The 21,301-nt window shown below is 31.9% G+C and carries 14 protein-coding genes and 1 tRNA gene; 4 read left to right on the forward strand and 11 right to left on the reverse strand.

Annotation, left to right across the window (positions count from 1 at the left end; genetic code table 11):
- Positions 1–44: 44 nt before the first annotated feature.
- Positions 45–1,856, reverse strand: a complete 1,812-nt coding sequence (locus CHRY9293_RS08485; RefSeq protein ID WP_162032598.1) for a TonB-dependent receptor plug domain-containing protein — start codon at positions 1,854–1,856, stop codon at positions 45–47.
- Between the two features lie 433 nt (positions 1,857–2,289).
- Here CHRY9293_RS08485 and uvrA point away from each other — a divergent pair, with 433 nt between their 5' ends.
- Positions 2,290–5,076 carry an excinuclease ABC subunit UvrA gene (gene uvrA, locus CHRY9293_RS08490; RefSeq protein ID WP_162032599.1) on the forward strand — a complete coding sequence of 929 codons (2,787 nt, stop codon included), beginning with the start codon at positions 2,290–2,292 and terminating at the stop codon, positions 5,074–5,076.
- Between the two features lie 43 nt (positions 5,077–5,119).
- Here uvrA and CHRY9293_RS08495 read toward each other — a convergent pair whose 3' ends face one another.
- Positions 5,120–5,758: an NAD(P)-dependent oxidoreductase gene (locus CHRY9293_RS08495; RefSeq protein WP_162032600.1), complete on the reverse strand. Its 639-nt coding sequence runs from the start codon at positions 5,756–5,758 to the stop codon at positions 5,120–5,122.
- Positions 5,759–6,760: 1,002 nt separating this feature from the next.
- Complete coding sequence (locus CHRY9293_RS08500) at positions 6,761–11,383, reverse strand: FG-GAP-like repeat-containing protein (RefSeq protein ID WP_162032601.1); 4,623 nt, start codon at positions 11,381–11,383, stop codon at positions 6,761–6,763.
- 478 nt (positions 11,384–11,861) lie between these two features.
- On the opposite strand from CHRY9293_RS08500, the gene CHRY9293_RS08505 reads away from it, so the two are divergent.
- Positions 11,862–11,933: transfer RNA gene (locus CHRY9293_RS08505), tRNA-Arg, on the forward strand.
- A 172-nt stretch (positions 11,934–12,105) separates the two neighbouring features.
- On the opposite strand, the gene CHRY9293_RS08510 is transcribed toward CHRY9293_RS08505, so the two are convergent.
- From CHRY9293_RS08510 to CHRY9293_RS08535, 6 genes are all read right to left on the reverse strand, one after another.
- Complete coding sequence (locus CHRY9293_RS08510) at positions 12,106–13,161, reverse strand: NAD(P)/FAD-dependent oxidoreductase (RefSeq protein ID WP_162032568.1); 1,056 nt, start codon at positions 13,159–13,161, stop codon at positions 12,106–12,108.
- A gap of 158 nt (positions 13,162–13,319) precedes the next feature.
- Positions 13,320–13,736: a DUF3995 domain-containing protein gene (locus tag CHRY9293_RS08515; RefSeq protein WP_162032602.1), complete on the reverse strand. Its 417-nt coding sequence runs from the start codon at positions 13,734–13,736 to the stop codon at positions 13,320–13,322.
- A complete protein-coding gene (locus CHRY9293_RS08520; protein WP_162032603.1) occupies positions 13,720–14,880 on the reverse strand; it encodes an FAD-dependent monooxygenase in 1,161 nt (386 codons plus the stop codon). The genes CHRY9293_RS08515 and CHRY9293_RS08520 overlap by 17 nt, the downstream gene beginning before the upstream one ends.
- A gap of 25 nt (positions 14,881–14,905) precedes the next feature.
- A complete protein-coding gene (locus CHRY9293_RS08525) occupies positions 14,906–15,475 on the reverse strand; it encodes an anthranilate synthase component II (protein WP_162032604.1) in 570 nt (189 codons plus the stop codon).
- 4 nt (positions 15,476–15,479) lie between these two features.
- Positions 15,480–16,898, reverse strand: a complete 1,419-nt coding sequence (locus CHRY9293_RS08530; RefSeq protein WP_162032605.1) for an anthranilate synthase component I family protein — start codon at positions 16,896–16,898, stop codon at positions 15,480–15,482.
- A gap of 4 nt (positions 16,899–16,902) precedes the next feature.
- Positions 16,903–17,103 carry an alpha/beta fold hydrolase gene (locus tag CHRY9293_RS08535; protein ID WP_162032606.1) on the reverse strand — a complete coding sequence of 67 codons (201 nt, stop codon included), beginning with the start codon at positions 17,101–17,103 and terminating at the stop codon, positions 16,903–16,905.
- A gap of 119 nt (positions 17,104–17,222) precedes the next feature.
- Between CHRY9293_RS08535 and CHRY9293_RS08540 the strand changes: the two genes are divergently transcribed.
- Entirely contained in the window at positions 17,223–18,425 is a 1,203-nt protein-coding gene (locus CHRY9293_RS08540) for an IS256 family transposase (protein ID WP_162032607.1), read from the forward strand.
- 167 nt (positions 18,426–18,592) lie between these two features.
- Here the strand turns inward: CHRY9293_RS08540 and CHRY9293_RS08545 are convergent, their stop codons facing one another.
- Both CHRY9293_RS08545 and CHRY9293_RS08550 read right to left on the reverse strand, forming a co-directional pair.
- Entirely contained in the window at positions 18,593–18,946 is a 354-nt protein-coding gene (locus CHRY9293_RS08545) for a hypothetical protein (RefSeq protein WP_162032608.1), read from the reverse strand.
- On the reverse strand, positions 18,934–20,727 hold the full coding sequence (locus CHRY9293_RS08550; RefSeq protein WP_162032609.1) for a hypothetical protein: 1,794 nt from the start codon (positions 20,725–20,727) through the stop codon (positions 18,934–18,936). Before CHRY9293_RS08550 ends, CHRY9293_RS08545 begins: the two co-directional genes overlap by 13 nt.
- Before the next feature lie 379 nt (positions 20,728–21,106).
- On the opposite strand from CHRY9293_RS08550, the gene CHRY9293_RS18600 reads away from it, so the two are divergent.
- Positions 21,107–21,253: a hypothetical protein gene (locus tag CHRY9293_RS18600; RefSeq protein ID WP_185153204.1), complete on the forward strand. Its 147-nt coding sequence runs from the start codon at positions 21,107–21,109 to the stop codon at positions 21,251–21,253.
- Positions 21,254–21,301: the final 48 nt, after the last annotated feature.

A 21,301-nucleotide genomic window follows, 5' to 3' on the forward strand; every position in this document is an offset into this window, starting at 1 on the left:
TAACAAATTCTTAATATTAACTTTACGTAATGTGCAATTAACATTTATTTAATGTTTATCTGATAGGTAAAGCCAATGTGAAACCATCTTTGAGGCATTTTCACGCCAAATGTTTCAGTATATTTTGTATTGGTAACATTATTTATTAAAACATACACTGAAAGATCATTTTTTGTATAGCTTACTTTCTGATCGAGTAGATTATAGCTTCCTAAATTTACCCTTTCATTATATCGGTATACAAATTCATTGGTGAAATTTTTTCTAAATTTTGTTTCCAACCGCGCAATAAACTGATGCTTTAAATTATCTAAAACATATCTGGATACCAAATCATTCGATTGCTTAAAAGAAGTATCTAAATAGCTATATCCGATAGCATATTTTAACCAACGAAACATTCTATGATTTAATTCTGTTTCAATCCCTTTAGTATTAATCTTACCTACATTTTGAGCATACCATATAGGATCATTTAATGATTTTTTCACCCAATCAATGGAGTTATTGGAATCTCGTAAAAAAACACTTATTTTGGCTAAAATATTTTTATTTTGAAATTGATATCCTAATTCGGAAGAAATAGCGTTTTCCGGAATCAGATCAGCGTTTCCTTGTTCTGTTTTACTTGCATAATAAAGATCTGTAAAAGTGGGAACTCTATATACTCTTGCAATATTCCCATAGACTTTGTTATTGGGAGTAAAATGGTATCCAATATCTAATCCGGGATAAAAGAAATTACCTTCTTTAGAATAGTTGGCCCAAGAAATTCCTGGAGAGATATTCAATTTTTTGTCTAATAAAGAAAAATAATGTTCAAAGAAAACTTGTGAAACAAAACGATTTCTGTTTCCTAGATTGTTACTTGCTAAATATTCTTTTCTTAATTCAACACCCAAACCAGTTGTCCCTAATCCCCATTCATAACTAGAATTCACCTCTCCTCCCACATTATTTCCAATATGCATATTTCTATATCCATCTGGTTTTTGCCTGTCATACAAATACATATCCTGCCCTCTTCTCCAATAGATATCTGAATTAATCCTTAATTTACCAAAACTTTGTTGATGCGCTAAACTTACCACCGATGCTTGTGTTTCTTCATATTGCTCAGTGGCTAACGGGGATGAATAAAACCCATTGGCTCCAAATTTTTTCTCAGAAAATCCGGCTTGCAATCTAATATTTCCATCTTTTATAGTATATCTGCTTTGGTAAAAAACATTTCTGATTTCATAATCTGTATTATGCATATACCCTTGGGAAGAATTGGAGTTTGTTTGTAATGAATTTGAAAATATTTCATTTCCAAACTGAGCATTCACTCCCATACTGTAGGTCTCATAATCTCCTCCGTCGGCACTTATTTTCACTTTCTTTCCGAGATACGTTTTTGTAATTATATTGATGACCCCTGCATATGCATTTTGTCCGAACCTTCTGGCAGCCGGTCCTTTAATTACCTCAATTCTTTCCACATCATCAAGATCAACTGGTAAATTCAAAGAATTATGTCCCGTTTGTGAATCATTCATTCTGATACCGTTAAGAAGTAAGAGCACCTGCTCAAATGAACTTCCACGAAAACCAATATCACTTTGTACCCCATTAGCTCCTCTCCTTCTAATATCCATTCCAGGAATTTGCTGAAGGATCTCATCGATACTTTTCGCCGGAGAATTGGCAATATCTTCTTTTGTTAAGACTGTAATATTTTGATTTGCAATTTTATAGGGTGTAGAAATAAATTTTCCTTGAATGTTTATGGTTTCAATATCCACTGATTTTTCTTGCGCATTCATGTATATCACACATCCTACACAAAAAACCGGAAGTATTTTTTTAATCATAAAGTTATCTGATTATTATTTTTTTTTGAAAGTTCAAAAGTAATATTGTTCATCAATAGATACAAATGATAGTTATCATAAAAAAAGAAAGATGCGGGATTGCCGCATCTTTCTGGAGGAAATCTTTAGTAATTTATTACCTTTTTCTCATTAAATGTGTAACTAAATCTCTGAATAGTTTTTTCATTTTTATAATTACATATTTATTAGTACAATGTTACCAGTTTTTATAACACAAAACAATATTTTGATTAATTTTTTTTATAAAAATTAAAACAAAAAAGTATTTAATCAATTATAGCATAACAACTTATACTTATTATTTTTTTTACAATTTTAATTTTGGAATAGTATACATAAAGAATATCGGATAAATTAATTGTTTATGCAGAAATCCCTAAAATTTCGTAAATTTGTTAGTCTTAAATTTACTATGGCTTCAACTACAGATATAGATATAAAAAAACAGATTTTTGTTAAAAATGCACATCTTAACAATCTGAAAAACATAGATGTACTCATTCCTAAAAATAAGTTAATTGTCATTACCGGAGTTTCTGGAAGTGGTAAATCATCATTAGCTTTTGACACCATATATGCAGAAGGCCAAAGAAGATATGTGGAAAGTTTGAGTTCTTATGCCCGACAATTTTTAGGGAAATTAGAAAAACCAAAAATTGATGATATTAAAGGACTTGCTCCTTCCATTGCTATTCAACAAAAGGTTATATCTTCAAATCCACGTTCTACCGTTGGAACATCTACTGAAATTTATGATTATTTAAAATTATTGTTTGCTAGAATAGGAAAAACATATTCTCCTGTATCAGGGGAAGAAGTTAAAAAAGACTCTGTATCCGATGTGATAGATTATATTAAAGCATCTAAAAAAGGTTCTTCTTTCCAACTATCCACTCCTTTGGAATATAACATTGATAATTTTACTGAAACATTAAACGTCTTGAAACTTGCAGGTTTCACAAGACTTGAGGTTAATGGAAATGTAGTGGGTATTGAAGATTTAGAAAGTTTTGGCTTTACTCCGGAAAAAGGAATGGTTATTAACTTAGTTATTGATCGTTTCTCTTATGAAGAAAATGAAAATTTTCTCCAAAGGCTAGCTGATTCTATTCAAATGGCTTTTTATGAAGGCCATGGATATTGTTCATTAAAGAATTTGGAGACGGGGAAAATTAAAGAATTTTCTAATAAATTTGAACTTGATGGAATAGAATTTCTTGAACCCAATGTACATTTTTTCAGTTTTAATAATCCTTACGGTGCATGTCCAACTTGTGAAGGATACGGAAAAGTAATAGGGATAGACGAAGATTTGGTCATTCCAAATAAGGCTTTATCTATTTTTGAAGATGCTGTAGCTTCGTGGAAAGGAGAAAGCATGAGTGAATGGAAAAAAGATTTTATTAAGAAAGCAAAAGATTTTCCCATTCACAAACCTTATCATCAACTCAGCAAAGAACAGAAAAATATTCTTTGGAAAGGAGACAATACAAAAAGCTTTCCTTCTATCAATAACTTTTTCAACATGCTTGAAGAAAATTTGTATAAAATCCAATATAGAGTCATGCTGTCAAGATATCGGGGTAAAACACTTTGCTCAACTTGTGAAGGGTTGAGACTCCGTGAAGAGACAAGTTGGGTAAAAGTTGGCGGATATAATATTCAATCGATGATTGAACTCCCTTTGGATGAACTTTTTCCTTTAATCAACAGCTTAAAACTATCTAAACACGACCAAGAAGTAGCCAAAAGGCTTTTGTATGAAATAACAACTCGTCTTGAGTTTTTATTAAAAGTAGGATTAGGATACTTAACATTAAATAGAACCTCCAATACTCTTTCCGGAGGAGAAAGTCAGAGAATTAATTTAGCGACAAGTTTAGGAAGTTCATTAGTGGGTTCTATCTATATTCTAGACGAACCATCAATAGGGTTACACTCTAGAGATACAGAAAACTTAATTGATGTTCTAAAAAATCTTCGAGATTTAGGAAATACCGTAATCGTTGTAGAGCATGATGAAGACGTTATGAGAGCAGCGGATTACATTATAGATATTGGTCCTGAAGCAGGATATCTTGGAGGAGAATTAGTATTTGCCGGGAATTATGAAGATTTAAAAAATGGTGATACATTAACTTCAAAATATCTTACCGGTAGATTAGAGATCGAAGTTCCCAAGAAAAGACGAACAGCCAAAGAATGGATCCATATCAAAGGGGCTCGCCAAAATAATCTTAAAAATATTGATGTAGATGTCCCTCTAGAAAATTTAGTGGTGATTTCAGGAGTTTCAGGAAGTGGAAAATCAACTTTAATGAAAGAAATTCTCACGAACGATATTCAGATTCAATTGGGGATGGGTGGAAAAAAAGGAGATTATGATTCGGTAGATTTCCCTCAAAAGTTAATAAAAAATATAGAGCTTATTGATCAGAACCCTATTGGAAAATCCTCTCGTTCCAATCCTGTAACCTATCTGAAGGCTTATGATGATATTCGAGACCTTTTTGCAAAACAAAAAATAGCAAAGATGATGGGGTATAAGCCAAAACATTTTTCTTTCAATGTAGATGGAGGAAGATGTGATGAATGTAAAGGAGAAGGGATCATCAATGTTTCCATGCAGTTTATGGCTGATATTGAATTGGAATGCGAAGTATGCAAAGGAACCCGTTTCAAAAACGAAATTCTTGATGTAAGGTACGATGAAAAAAATATTTCAGATATTCTTCACATGACGGTTGATGAAGCTTTAGAGTTCTTTAAAGACAATCATGAAGATAAAATTGTTACCAAACTAAGACCACTACAGGACGTTGGTTTGGGATATTTACAACTGGGGCAAAGCTCTTCTACTCTATCAGGTGGTGAAGCACAACGTGTAAAATTAGCTTCATTTCTTGTAAAAGGAATAACGACAGATAAAACCTTATTTATTTTTGATGAACCTTCTACGGGATTGCATTTTCATGATATTCAAAAGCTATTGAAATCTCTCCAGGCTTTAATTGATCTAGGACATTCTGTGATTGTTATTGAACATCAGCCGGATATTATCAAATGTGCAGATTATATTATTGATATAGGTCCCGAAGCCGGAAAACATGGTGGAGAAGTTATTTTTGCAGGAACACCGGAAAATTTAATTAAAAATAAGAAGTCCCATACTGCAAAATACATTAAAGAGAAACTTTAAAATGAATAAAGATAGAGAGCCCAATTGGACTCTCTATTTTTTATTATAATATATTATATAAAAAAGGACTCTGTTTTCTGAACCTTTGATCCTCAATCTGAGAAACTAAGAATTCTGCAAGATCAGTAGCACTGATGCTCTCTCCTACACAATCTCTTACATTTTCTTCCATAGAAAACCGCTCTATTGTTTCATGAATCAAAGGAAGTCGTACTAATGTCCAATCTAAACTACTTTTCAACAAAAGTTCATATTCTTTTTGTTTATCGATAGTAGTTTCAGGATAATTTTTATACATCCACTCCGTCGCCATTTTTACTCTATCGCTTTTTTGATCCAAAAAAGTATTCACACTTAAACCCGTTGTCACAATATATCTTTTGATTTGATAATATTCCATGGCTTTAATAACATTGTGAGTAGCCTCACTAAAAATTGAACTTTCTCCTCTTGGCTGACCTAACGTACTCAGGACGACATTACAATCTTTGATTAAATGATCAATATCACATTCGTTTCTTGCATCCCCTTTTATGATTTCTACTAAAGAGTTCTGAATATTAAGATTTTCAGGATTTCTAGCCAATAACTTGATTGAATATTTTTTATTTAAAAGAGAATCTACAAGATATCTACCTGATTTTCCTGTTCCCCCTATGACAGCAATTGTATGTGTTTTCATAATGATTTTATTTGATTTTTGAACAATAAGTAAAAAGATAAAAACAGATTTTGTTTTTACATTCTTATTCATTTTTTAGACAATAGGATAATACAGTTCAGACTATTTGAACTGTGCATTTTTCAAGCAAGAGTAAATGCTTGAACATTGGTAATATTTATAACTCAATTTTAATGATATAAAAATAACATTTTCCCTGTACCTACCAAAAGATATTTCTGTAAATGTCTTCTAAATTACTGTTATCCACATTTAATGAAAATTTAGAGGGTATAATTTATAGAATATAACATAAGGTAAATATCCGCTCAATACTGTACAGCAGATAAATAGGAATAATTCTATGAATCAAAAATTATCCACATTCAATTGTGGATAAAATATTAATTTTAACATCTATTTTATACTTTGTATTGTAAATATCACTATATTTACTATGTAATATCACTGAAGTGGAAACCTATTTTGCATTTTTCAGCTTTGAAATCGCAATTAAATTTATAAAAATTTAAGCATAGCATTGTCGGCTATGCTTTTTTATTGTTGTCTAATAAAAAAAATGAGATGTTTTTATCTACTGAATCCGTTCCTAAAGAACGGGTTCTTTGTATTTTAGATATTCAGAGGTAGTTAAAGAAATTCAACCTTATTTTAATAATAAAAAACCTCTTGAAATAAATTCAAGAGGCACCAATCACACATATATCTAAATTAATAACCATTTGACATATGTCTTACAATTAAACCTTTCCCATATAATTAGTTTTTTAATTATTATACAACTAGAGCTCCAAAACATATAATATATTAATTTACAGATACTTAAAACAATCCTTATCAGCATTAAAATCCAAAAAATGGACTTTTGTCTTTTTTTTGGAAAACGATATAATGAAAGTCTAGCCCCATTCTTTTTTCTATCCTCCTTTACCTATAGAAAAAACCTCTTGAATTAAATTCAAGAGGTACCAATCACACATATATCCTAAATCAAATAACCATTTACATTCTTACCATCATTTTTTTAGAGTATGTTTTTCCTTCAGAGTCTGTTACTTTTAGTAAATAAACTCCTTTTATTTCAGCAGGCAAATCAATTTTAAGTTCTTCTACAGATTTAGCTTCTTTATTTAAAACATTATGCCCTTGATAATCAAATATTTCAGCTTTATTTATTTTTTTATTAGTAAACTCACTTCCCAATCGATGTTTTAGAAGAATATAGGCAACATCAGTCATTGGATTAGGATAAAGCACTACTTCAATCATTTTTTGTTCATCTTCTTTAGACTGTATTGTATTCATCACAGTATTCGTATCTAAAGAGCTTTCATTATCAAACTGAATAGTTGCCTTATTAAGAATGACAGTATTAGGCTGTATATTCTTTTTAGGAGAGACTGAAAAAGTTATATATCCTTGAGATCTCTCTGAATCCTGGCTAGTAGGTGGTAAAAATACATTCTCAATTTTGAAAATAATTTTATTATCAGAAATCTCAGTACTCACATTACCATGACTCGTAGACATAATTTTAAATGTTTCAAGATCTAATTCCTCTGGTAATCTGTCTATAATTGTTACATTTTGAGTAGCAAAGTTTCCAACATTTTCAAATCTTATGGTATAAGTGAGCTCTTGATTCGGTAAAATATACCCTTTATCTCCATATCCTTTAGGAGACACAAATATGTCATTAGGATCTATGGCTCCATACACTGTATATTTTTGAGTCACTTTATTATTTCCAAGAACACAATCATTTGAAGAATTAATTACTTCTCCGCTAAAATCCAACTCATCTCCAATGGAAACTGAAACATCTGTTCCTGTCATAAAAGTAATGACTTTATTGTCAAAAGGGTTAATAGGGCCCATATTCCAGCTATATCGGATATAGTTTTTACCATTTTCTGTAAAATTAACTTTCTGAGCAATTGGCATGGAAGGATTCGTAATGCTTACAGTAGCAGGGGTAACAAAATTAACGACACTAGCATTAGAGATATTTCGAGATATATTACTTACTACCATTTTAAACTGATTATTAGTATACCCTTTTCTAATGGCAGTCCCCCCCATACTCATTTTTAAATCTGTTCCTGCACAAGTTGCATTCGCTGCAATATAAATATTTTGAGTAGGCAAATAATTACTTAGATCATAGTGAACTAAAGAACCTGCTGACAATCCATTCTCCTCTAGTATCTTCAAGTCCACACTGTTTTGTGTAACAAAAAAGTTAAATACACCATTATCATTTGCATATACTTTTACATTATTTGGTGATACTTTTAGCCCTGCTCTAGCTACTACAGGCTCATTATCTTGTTTTTGTCCATCATTATTACTATCAAAATATACAATACCGGTAACTTTTGTTTGAACAGGCTCCGTTATCTCAAGAATTTGATTAATAGCAATATTATTAAGTGTTTGTGTAATTCCACTTGGCCATTTTACCGTAATGGTTTTAACAATAGTAGCATTTCCTAAACCAAAATGTTGGGTATAACTACTCTGCCCTCCAAAACCACTTTGACTGTTCACCTCTCTCATTTGAACCTTAGTTCCTGTTTCTACATATACTTTTGCTCCAATTGCAGACCCGTTACTTACAGTAGCTTTTAAATTAATTTCTATCCATTTATTACTATTCCCATTATTAATAAAAATATGATTTTTCTGATTAGAATGAGTCGCTACAGCTAAATCCAAATCTCCATCGTGATCAAAATCACTCCACGCATGCCCAAAGGAAAGTCCAAAATTATAAGTAATTGCTTCATCTCTATTTTCAGTAAAGTTGCCATTTCCATCATTAAAATATAAAAACTTTCTAATTCTATCATTGGTAACAAACAAATCTAGATCACCATCATTATCGATATCAGCGAAGCTACATCCATGAGAACTTCCTCCTTGATTTACAATAGAATTTGTAATTTTTTCAAAATTGCCATTTCCAAGATTTTTGTATAAAAAATTGCTTGTAGTATTGGAATTGGTAACAAATAAATCTAAATCGCCATCATTATCAATATCTCCCCAACAGCTTCCTACCGATTTACCACCTTCTTGATTTATAATAATATTTTTCTTAGAAAAAGTACCATTCCCATCATTATGAAATAAAGAGTTTTTACTACCAGATCCATTAGGGACAAACAAATCCATCAATCCATCTTGATCATAATCTGCCCATGTCGGCCCAAGCGACGAATTGGCTTCTAAAGGAATAGCATCAGCAGTTTCTTTTGCGAAAGCACCATTACTGGTATTTTTATGTAATTCATTATATTTCGTAGGAAAATAATTACACATGAATAAGTCTACTTTATTATCATTATTATAATCTGCAAAAGCTCCACCGTGATAATAAGAAACATCTTGAGTAAAGGATTTTGTGTTATCTGCCACTAAAACTCCATTGTCATTTCTATAAAAACGATTAGGTTTTTGAGTATTATTGAGTACTAATAAATCTTCATCTCCATCATTATCTATATCTGCCCAAGTATTACTCATAGAAATTCCATCCTCAGGCATTACTTGGCCTGCCGTAAAACCTCCATGTTTATTGTTCATAAATATTAAATTAGGAGCTGCAGTTCCCATATCGGTAACATATATATCATCATAACCATCGTTATTAATATCAATCCAACTAATCGTCCATGAATTGGTGCTTACCGCATTAAAAACAGGATCTTCCAAATGTGAGAAAATTAATTTAGATGTATTATTAGTTTCCACAGATACTGATTTTGTACTCGTAGATTGTTGCGTCTCTCCATTCACTTTTCCTGTTACTACAGTTTCTACAGTCGAGTTGAGTACAGTACCAATCAGCTCTCCGTTATTAGCGCCTACTGTAGCCATTACTTTTGTTTCTACTTGATAGGTTGAATTAGGCTGAAGAGTAGGTAAGTTATTATATTCTACTTTAGTTTTATCCGCAAGTTCTGTAATAGTGCCTGGTCTTTGTGTTTGGTTTGGATTAATTATTTTAGATTCAATAACTTTAAGCCCATCTTGTACAATCACTTCCACAGTGGGCGATGTTACCTCCGCGCTCGTTTTAATTTGAGAGACGATAGTTGCTTGTTCTTTCGGGATAAGGGTATCATCATTTATAGTACTCACTTGGCTAAAAGAATGTCCTAATGAACTCCCTGTATAACACATCCAGTTATCATTAAAATTACTATTCATAACCGCAATATCATTATTACTAGTCACTAATAAATAAGGTCTTTCTACACCGGAATTAGTTCCTGTTCCATTATAAAATGCTTTCCACTCTGCTAAACTTATTGAGCAGTCAACATATTTTTCTGGAGCTATTGTAAAAGTTTTACTAAATTTCGTACCATTTGTAAGAGCATCTTTTACGGTAACCGTGGCTCCTATTTTTGAAAATAAATATAAATGAGAGAAAGATCCATTATATTTTGAACCGGTTAAAGGATTAGTAACATTAATTTCATTTCCGGGAGGGGCAATATAGGTTAAGAAATTTTTGCCGGCGGTCGTTCCGTTTTCTGAAGAAACCATAGTAGCCATATCTGAAGTTCCCGGTTGGCCTGTTTCAAACCAATTGCCTTCAAAAACAGAAACTTTTTTTCCTGCGGAACAAGTAATTCTGAAAACATTAGGATAAGAAACATTTCCATTGGTTTTTCCTACCCAATCTCCCGCAGCTAACCGATTAAGAGAAAAGCTTTTCACAGCAACCCAATTACCATTTACAAAGCGATCTAGTTGTACTGTATTAGAGTTATCCCAACTTACTATTCTAATTTCTTGCTCTCCACCCGATTGGTATGGAACAGCAAAATACATCAATTCTCCTGAAGAGCTTCCATTGGAAGTCGGAACATAGCCCCCACCGTCTCGTTCGTTTCCATAGAGAGCCCCGTATTGCATTGTGACAGGTTTATTTGCAATCAACATGTAGGTTTCTCCAGAAATCATCACATCTCTTCCGAGTGTCGAATTGTAAATTAAATCTTGGCCTCTGTTGATGGTTTTAGAAAAAACTTTAACCGGATTCTCCATATTAACATCAGTAAACCCAGTATTAGTTTTAGGTTGAGTAGAAATTTTATAAAAATCTATTACTGTATTATCTTGATAAGCAAATACATTAATATCTCTATTAGAAGAAGTAATCATAGGCGCATACACCATAAATTTTTGCCCGATTGAACTTTTATCAACACTGGGAACCCAATCATGTTGCCAATCACTATTGGTACTTTGAGAAGTATATACTAATTTATTTGATTTTACAATAAAATAATCCCCATCCCATTTTAAGGTCCCTCCAGAAGCATAACGCGCATCATCATTAATTCCATTGTCTTTAATATATAAAATGTAACTTTGTCCTGCCTTTAAGATTCCCGATTTAGAATCATCAGTATCTCCATCTGCACCATCATCAATGATATTAAATTCTGTATCATCATATATTGCAGTGACTATCAGACAAACATTCCTTTGTACCGCATCAGCGTTTGGTGGAACATATATTTGAAAATAGGTTGATGGTTCTCCGGTTGCTTGTATTTTACTTATTCCTATGAGTATAATAAGTAAAGTGATAAATCTTTTTAACATAGTATTTAATTTTCTAATTATTATACAATTAGAATTCCCAAACAAATAAAACAATGATTATCAATAACTTAAATATTGTAGCATAGTTGATAAAAATCCATTTTTTGGACTTTTATCTTTTTTTTGGAATGATAACGGAGAGGAGTAATGGAATATCTATAAATCTAATACAATCTAAAAACTGGAGATAAAAAAAGTCCCAACAATATTTAATATTAAATTCATATTTCATATTAAAAATATCACTATATTTACTATGTAATATCACTGAAGTGGAAACATATTTTGCATTTTTCAGCTTTGAAATCGCAATTAAATTTATAAAAATTTAAGCATAGCATTGTCGGCTATGCTTTTTTTATTGTTGTCTAATTAAAAAAATGAGATGTTTTATCTACTGAATCCGTTCCTAAAGAACGGGTTCTTTATATTTTTATATTTAAAAAGTTTTTAGGAAATTTAATGGTACAATTACTAAGGCCTCATAGTTCAACGGATAGAATAGAAGTTTCCTAAACTTTAGATCCAGGTTCGATTCCTGGTGAGGCTACAAAAAACCTCTACAAATACTATCGAAAAGATGCTCCTAAATTATCTCCATTATGTGAATTATGAAAGAATTCTCTCTTTAAGAACTATTTTGAAACAACATACTTAAGTGTTGAGAATTGATGATAATGACGATCATCATAAATTATCAGCAACGGATAAGAGTCACTAATTTAGTCGATTTTTTTCACTACTGCTTTTTCCGCCTCCTTTCGACTTCCATCAAACCCATCTACTCCACTTACGGTTGTATATTTTAATACAAATTTCTTACCTGGATTCAATCTATTATAAACACTTTGACACATCAAGGTAGCCTCATGAAAACCACAAAGAATTAACTTTAGTTTACCTGGATAAGTGTTAATATCTCCTATTGCATAGATCCCTTCAATATTGGTTTGATAATCTAATGCATTGTTGACAACAATGGCATTTTTTTCAATATTTAATCCCCAATTACCAATTTCACCTAATTTGGGAGTCAAGCCGAACAAAGGAATAAAATAATCCGTCTCAAGATCATAAGCCTCCTCTCCTTCAACTTCTACAGTAATTGCTTCCACCTTACCATCTCCTTTGATAGCAGTAACTTCAGCCGGAGTAATTAATTTAATTTTACCCTCATTCTTTAAGTCCTGGACTTTTTCAACAGAATCCAAAGCTCCTCTAAACTCATTTCTTCTATGGATTAAGGTAACTTCACTCGCTACGTTGGATAAAAAGATGCTCCAATCAAGTGCAGAATCTCCTCCTCCGGCAATAACCACTTTTTTATTTCTAAAATGTTCTGGTTCTTTAACAAAATATTCAAGACCTTTTTCTTCATAATCTGTAATATTTTCAATAGTAGGTTTTCTAGGTTCAAAAGTACCCAAGCCTCCTGCAATCGCAATAGCCTTAGCTCTATGTACAGTACCTTTATTGGTGATTACTTCAAACCATTCATCATCTACTTTTGTATAAGAGACTGCCGTTTCACCTAATGTAAACCCAGGTTGGAACTGCTTAATTTGCTCCATTAAATTATCAATTAATTCTCCTGCATTTACCGAGGGATACCCAGGAATATCAAAAATAGGTTTTTTAGGATATAATTCCGCTAATTGCCCTCCCGGCTGAGGAAGTGCATCAATAATATGGCACTTCATTTTTAGTAGTCCTGCTTCAAATACAGCAAAAAGTCCAGTAGGTCCCGCTCCTATAATCAATATATCGGTAGTTATCATAAAATTCATAAGTATAAGTAAAGTTATCTCTTTTTTAAATTCAAAATAGGCCAGGTTATATCTCGCAAAGATCTATAAGATCTCTTGTAAATAGTAATATTAAATGGCCTCACTCCCATTCCATAATTATCTAAAATTAAATCCTATAACTTCTTATATTAAATGATAATTAATTTAATAATAATCAGTATAAAAATAATCAAACATACAGGAGTATAATACTTTCCATCCAGCCTTGCAAATTCGGTTCCGTTAATTTTCTTGAAGAACCCTACATATTTGAAATCACCGATAGCCCTCATAAGAAAAATGATCGCTACAATGGTTTTTGAATATAGAGAGACTTTGGGAGATATGAAATCCAAATTTTCATTATTCATCAATAAAATAAAACTCAGCAGAATTATTCCCACTCCAAAACACGAAAAAAAACTTGGGGTAAAGAGAGGAGTACCTTCTGGCGTAGTTGGTACAGCTTGTTGTTTCCCCCAATTACCTCCAAAAGCCCAATATATATGTATACCTCCTATACATAAAAAAATTAAGCTTAATGCTATATTACAAAATAGATTCATATTGGTAAATATCTAACATTTTCTTAGTATCTCTATAAGCAAAATTGGACGGAATAGCACTCATGATTGTATTTCTTAGCCATATCCCTATCGTATGATTAAGTTGTGACATATTACCAATTTTTCTGCTTCTTTCAACAATCCATGAAGCTTTATCTCTTCTAATTTCATTGAATTTTGCAAATGCTTGTTCGCCATCATATCTTTTTAAAGATTCAGAGAGGATATATGCATCTTCTATTGCTTGGCAGGCTCCTTGTCCTAAATTAGGTGTCATAGCATGCGCAGCATCACCCACTAAACAAACTCTAGACTTGTACCATTTATGAAGTGTTTTGAAATCATAGATTTTTCTGGTAATAATTGTCCTTTCTTCAGTACTATTGATTATATCTAAAACATCTGGATGAAAATCTTTAAATATATAAGTAAGTCTAGATAGAGTAATAGGATCATTATAAGGAGTATTAACCAAGGCATACCAATATATTTGATGACTATTGATTTTTACAAAACCAAAACGTTTTCCCTTCCCCCAAAGCTCATTAAGCTCATCTGTATATTTGGACATCTCAATATTAGCAATCCCCCTCCAGCACAATTGTCCTGCATCAAGCATTTCGACCTCTGAAAAATAACTATTTCTCACTTGAGAGTGTATACCATCCGCTCCAATAATAATATCAGCATTACTCTCTGTCGAGTCTTTGAAAATCATGCTTAACTGATCACTTACTAGATTGATCTTCTCTAATCTTTTTCCAAGGAATTCCTCACACTTGATCTTAGAATTGAGAATATGATACAATTTTTCTCTATGAATAGCTACCATATTAACGTTATATAATGTAGAGAAAGGTTCCATATTGATACATGACAAAACTTTTAAATTTTCATTGGTGATATTCATCCTTTTTAAAATATTCCCCTCACTAGTCAATTCCTCATGTAATCCTAGTTTTTTCATTATCTGCATAGCATTACATGCTAACATTATTCCAGCCCCTTTAGTTGATTGTTCTATCGTATCGGATTGCTCATACAATTTAATATTCTTATATCCTGACTGTTCCAAAGCCAAAGCGAGTGTAAGGCCTCCAATGCCTTTACCTACAATGCCTATCGAAATTTCATTATTTTTCATCATTATAGCATTAGGAAATTTTAATTTATAATTCCAACCAATTTTGGATTATTTTTTTGCCATCCAAAGTAAGAAAACTTTCAGGATGATATTGCACCCCAGTAATATCATATTGATCATGTCTCAGAGACATAATAATATCTGAATCATCTGTAGAGGTAATGATTAAATCTTTAGGAAGATCTTTTTTTTCTACAATCCAACTATGATATCTTGCTACATGTATTGTATCTGGTAATTGTGAATATAACCTTTCATTATTATTAATATTAATAGAAGTAGAAACACCATGATAAACCTGTGAAGTATTCTTAAGCTGCGCCCCAAATGCCACTCCAATAGCTTGATGCCCTAAACATATACCTAATATTTTTTTAGTAGCTTTATAATAATTAATCAAAGGAATACATTGCCCTGCATCTTGTGGAATGCCCGGTCCTGGAGATAATATGATATAGTCATAACCCGCTACTTCTTCTAATTCAAAAGCATCATTTCGCCATACGCTGACAGAATAATTGCTACATTCTGATACCAATTGTTTTAAATTGTATGTAAAAGAGTCATAATTATCAATGATTAGAATTTTTTTCATAGCATTAAGATAAATTTTCGAATTTCTTCAAAGTACTTAAAATTAGAGCAACCTTATTATTCACTTCTTCCCATTCTTTTTGAGGTTCGGAGGAAATTACCACTCCAGCCCCTGCACGATAAATCATTGTATTATTTTCAAATAAAGCACTTCTTATCAGTATACAAGTATTGATATCATTATTAAAACCAATCCATCCTAATAATCCACCGTAATAAGATCTATAACTATTTTCTATTTCATCAATGAGCTGTACAGCCTTATATTTTGGTGCACCACATAATGTCCCTGCCGGTAAAAATTCTTTTAGGAGACGTATAGGATTATGTTGAGTATCCATCTCACCCTGTACCTGACTTACAAGATGAATTACATTATTATAATGTTCTATTATTTTCAACTTACTGATATCTACATTTCTTGCATGCTTGCTTAGATCATTTCTAGCTAAATCAATAAGCATGTTATGTTCTGAATTTTCTTTAGGATCCTTCAATAGTTTTTCTTCTAATAAAGCATCTTCCTCGACATTCATTGTCTTTTTATAAGTTCCTGCTATTGGCTTTACAATTCCTACGCCTTTTGAACAACTAAAATGTGTCTCCGGAGAAGCTCCTGTTATGATATAATTTTCTTCGTCTAGAAAAAAATAGTATTGAGCATTATTCTTTTTTAATTCAAGAAAAAATGACCAAGGGTCTCCTGTAAATTCTCTGGAGAACCTTCTGGAAATTACTAGCTGAAAAACATCTCCTACTTGGCAATGATATTGGGCCTGTTTGATTTTTTCCAAGAACTCTTCATCACTACAATCTATATTTTCTTGATCAGCAACATGGAATTTTTTTATATCAACCTCTTTACTATTTGTCAGCCACTCTTCCATGATATCCAGTTCATCCTCTTGTTCATAGAAATTATTAATTAATGTAATAGTAGAAAGAGTTTCATTGAATACATAAGTATATCTGTATAATGAAAACTGGAACATAGGAAGGTTACTATCTTTATGCCCTTGTATATACTTATTCAATCTGATATTTTCCACCAATTGAATTGAATCATAAGTGCTGAATCCTAATATTCCATTATAGGGATGAGAATCTTCTTTTGGAAGAATTTTATTCTGCCACTCTTCTACATAATGCCAAACTTTTTCATTTGTTATTTCATTTATATATTCTTCTTGATCTCCTATAAAATAGTAAAGCTCAGCCTCATTCTTTACTTGTAAGGAAGCTATAGGATCTATTCCTATAAAAATAAGTTTCTGGTGTTCACTATTAACTGTTTCTGCAACTTCAAACCAAATGCTTTTTAATTTTTTTTGTCTTAAAAAGTGGTAAAGATGTTCAATTTTGAAAGGGCTTGAACGAGCCAATGGAATATCTATATATCTTGAAGATGTAATTACCTCTTTCATAATATTAGTTTAATATATTATTAATAACCTGGGTTAATATTCTTGCCACTTTTTCGGGATATTGAATGGAAAATAGATGGCCCCCTTCTATAGAAATATAATCCGTTTTATTAGAAGTATGTAATTTCCAATCTTCATAATATTCTATCGTAGGAAATAATTCATCTTGCTCTCCCCTCATGACCGCTAGAGGTTGTGTTATCATCAAAGGTAGTGTCTCACTAACTGTGTAAGTTAAAAAGTTATTCTGGAAAATTTAGAGCTCTTACAGCTCAAGAAATTTTTCGGAACTCACTTTTTATTATTTTTAACCATTACATAGTTATGATTGACAAAGAAGATTTACTAAACAACAAGGACTTCTACAAGTCCTTCAAAAATGGAGAAGATTTAACCTCATTCTTTAAAGAGCTGCACAAGCGAGCTGTAGAACATATGCTTGATGCCGAGTTGGACTCTCACCTGGATAATGAGAAACACCAGAAGTCCCCCACTGGAAATTACCGAAACGGACACGGCAGTAAGAAAATAAAATCGTCTTTTGGAGAGTCTGAAATTAAAGTTCCAAGGGATCGTGAAGGGAGTTTTGAGCCTGCATTAGTTCCCAAAAGGCACAACATTATTGATGGTTTGGAAAACATCATCATCTCATTTTATGCCAAGGGAATGAGTGTATCAGACATTGAACAACAGATCCATGAGATGTATGATTTTGAGGTTTCTACTTCTACCATATCACGAATAACCAATGCGGTTACAAGTGAAGTGGTGAGTTGGCAGAATCGTCCCCTTGAAGATCTATATCTCATTGTTTGGATGGATGGGATTGTTTTCAAAGTAAGGGAAAACTCCAAAGTCATTAATAAAACTATTTATCTGGCTGTTGGACTAAAGCGTGACGGAAGGAAAGAAGTCTTGGGAATGTGGCTTGGAAAAAATGAAAGCTCAGCCTTCTGGATGAGTGTTCTAACGGATTTAAAAGCCCGAGGTGTAGAAGATATTCTCATTACCGCCACTGATAATTTAAACGGATTTACCCAGACTATACGTTCTGTGTTTCCTGAATCTCAAACTCAAATTTGTGTGGTACATCAAATCAGAAATGCCTGTAAATATGTAGTGTGGAAGGACAGAAAAGAGTTCTCTGCAGATATGAAGCATATTTATACTGCTCCAACAAAACAAGCCGCAGAAGCAGCTCTAAATGATTTTGCAGGAAAATGGGAAAGCAAATATTCGTATGCTATTGCATCTTGGAGGAATAATTGGGATGAGCTGACTATATTTTTTGAATTTCCTTTAGAGATACGTAAGATCATTTATACCACTAATTTAATTGAAAATCTCAACGGAAAAATAAGAAAATACACCAAAAACAAGATGTCTTTCCCTACAGATGATGCAGTAATGAAATCAGTGTATCTCGCTTTAAAAGAAGCTACTAAAAAATGGACCATGCCTATTCGAAATTGGGGTATTGTTCTCAACCAATTTATGCTTATTTTTGAAAAAAGGCTCAGATTATAAAATCCAAGCCTAACTTTTTAACTTACACACTTTACGAGATAGTGTCAGAAACTTTAAAGTAATTCTTCAAATCAATCAATTTGTGGAGGATATTTATCAATTACTTTACCGTCTTTGTAACGTATGTATTCTTCCATCTTAAATATACCACCCCCTCTTAAAAGAACTTATTCAAATGTTTTGATATTTTTATAAAGTTGATTATCGATAAGAAAAAGAATATTATGATTTAGACATCTTTTTTTTAATCTTCTCTCTGATATACTTTTAAAATCATATATGATTTCCTTTTCATTATATTTTCTCTCAATAGGTGTTACTCTATAACGATTAATTAGTACTTCTTTATTATGCTTATTTTTAGCTGGAATAAGTAGCAGATATTCTCCATAAAAATCATTTTCTATTTTTTCCAATTTTATTGAATCTGTTTTAGGTATCCTGACAATACAATTTTGAGAATAGGCAAAGCTCATGCAAAAGCAGAATGTTACTATTGTAATTTTTTTTAAAGTTCCCATAGCCAGTAATTAGAATTCCAAGTATTGATATATAAGTCTTTTTCAGATTGAGGGAGCAAGTTCCATGCCTTTGTTCCTTTCAAACTACTCATCCAAACTACAGTTTTATATTCCACCTCTGTAAATTTTGTACCATAGACTTGCTTTAAAAAGGAAGTTATTGTTATAATGAATTTCTTTGCCATATATTCATGCTGAAATTCAGAATCATTTGTTTTTGCTTTTACAAATGTATTGAATAACTCTATATGTTTATGTTTTTTAGCATAATCTAAAAGCTCCATCTTATTTATGCTCCCGTTGGAATTTGCCACAGTTAATAGTTGCCTAAGTATCTCTGCATGAATTAACTCATGCATAAAAGTCCCTGCGACTACAACTCTGGGAATACTACTCCAGTCTTTATTTTTGTTGAATACAATTTTTATCCAATAATTTATTGGTTCTGTGGTTTCAGCTTGAGCTTCAGATATCGTGAGTGCACCTATATCGAAAGTTAAATGAGCCAAAGATCCTTCTGGAATAAAGTTCTTTAAATACTGATTAAAATTTGCTGCTGTTTTAATTTGGTTGTAAATACTATTTAGTTTAGTGTGGTTCTTAAATGTGATGGTAGGCTTTACCCTATTGGGATCCGTCCAGTCTTCCGTTATTTCGTCTCGCTGACTTTCATCTATATAATTTTGTAAGAGCCAATCGGAAAATTGGTTCCATTTAATATTTGGATTAGTTTGTTTAATCTGTAATGCCCATTTTATAATATTTTTAGCTTCTAAACTTGTATAGGTACCATCATAATAACTTAGCAAACCTTCGTAAAAGTCTTGATTTTCTGGGTTATTAAGAATATTTTGTAAATTAATAGGTAAATTTTTTACAAATACAAAAAATGTACTTAACGATATAGTGGGAGATGTAGGAATTCCTGTACATCCCCCATCTCCTATTTCTTCTTTAGGGTCAAAAGGCCCAGTAGCAATTCCATTTCCATTGCAAGGGATTGAGGAACCCCCACCAGGAACATACGTTCCAGCACCAGTATCCACACCACCTCCATCTCCTCCACCTGTTCCGGGGCTATTGGTATCACTGATAAAATCACATCGATAGGTCATCGTCATATGTACACCAGGTTTTCTATCAGCTTTACAGTTTTCCCATTCGGAAGTATTGTTTTCATTGTGAGTTGATACTCCATTATGAATATCACTACAACCTCTAATAGTATACGTTTCCACAAATCCACAAGTTGTCATACCTGCTCCTTTAAAAATCGGATTAAAGACCCCTTTTGAAAGTTCTGTTATAGTAACCTTATCTTTTATGTTCACATATCCCCCTGCTTTTAATGTTAGTTTTTCTTGTTGGGTGAGATTGTAAGATACAAGTACCCCCTTATAGGTACCATCAGAGAGCGGTGTTAATACGATATTTTCTAAGGGTGAATTACCTGATGAATTTTCCCGTATAAGATTAAGAGTATAGGTATGATAGTTAGGGCCATTCTCAATATAAGTGATATTATCCGTATCAATATAAACCTCTCCGTCTGTTGTTTTGCTAAGTATGTTGGAGGTTCTTTGCATTTTTTCTAATTCTAAAGCAAGGGACGCTTTATGTCTACTTTCACCTAACCGTATGGTTTTGGAGCTCAATCGAAATTTAGTATCCGTGTTATATGTTTCGTTCTCGGTAAGAAGAAGATCATTATTCCTACAGGAATTAAAAAAAAAGATACTTGTCACTAGTAAAAGTAAAAATGTATTAGAATTATCCTTCATTAATTATTTTTTATGTATAAATCTTTGCTCATCTAAATTTACGTTTATAATTTCACTGATTGGTGAAATTATAAACGACTGCAATAATACATAAAAAGAAGGAAACTCAAATAATAATTCCATATTCTAACATTTATTTTATAAGCAAAATAATCTTTAAATATGTCAAGCCCCGAAGCATCACAAAACTTTTATGGAGAAGGTGAATTTTATCGTTTTTGAGAATTATTTTGTATATTAAAAATGATGTTAATTTAAGTAGATTAGAATGGTAAAATCATGAACTTTACAATTCTATATGAATCAAATTAAGTTTTAATTTTTTGATTTCTTTTAACACAAATAATTTCCGCAAATTTATTTATTATAACTTATAACTATGACAAAGAAAAATGAACAAACAAGTAAAAAGGCTGGAACGACTGCCTCCAAAATATTAAAAGATAAACGTTCATCAAAAAATGCTAAAACAGCTGCACGATCTGCGCTGACCCAAAGACCAGACGGTAAAAAGAAGAAAAAATAATAAAATTTTCATAACTAGATAATTAGGAATTTTATATTCTTTCCAGTA

Source organism: Chryseobacterium potabilaquae (assembly GCF_902728265.1).
Lineage (GTDB): Bacteria > Bacteroidota > Bacteroidia > Flavobacteriales > Weeksellaceae > Chryseobacterium > Chryseobacterium potabilaquae.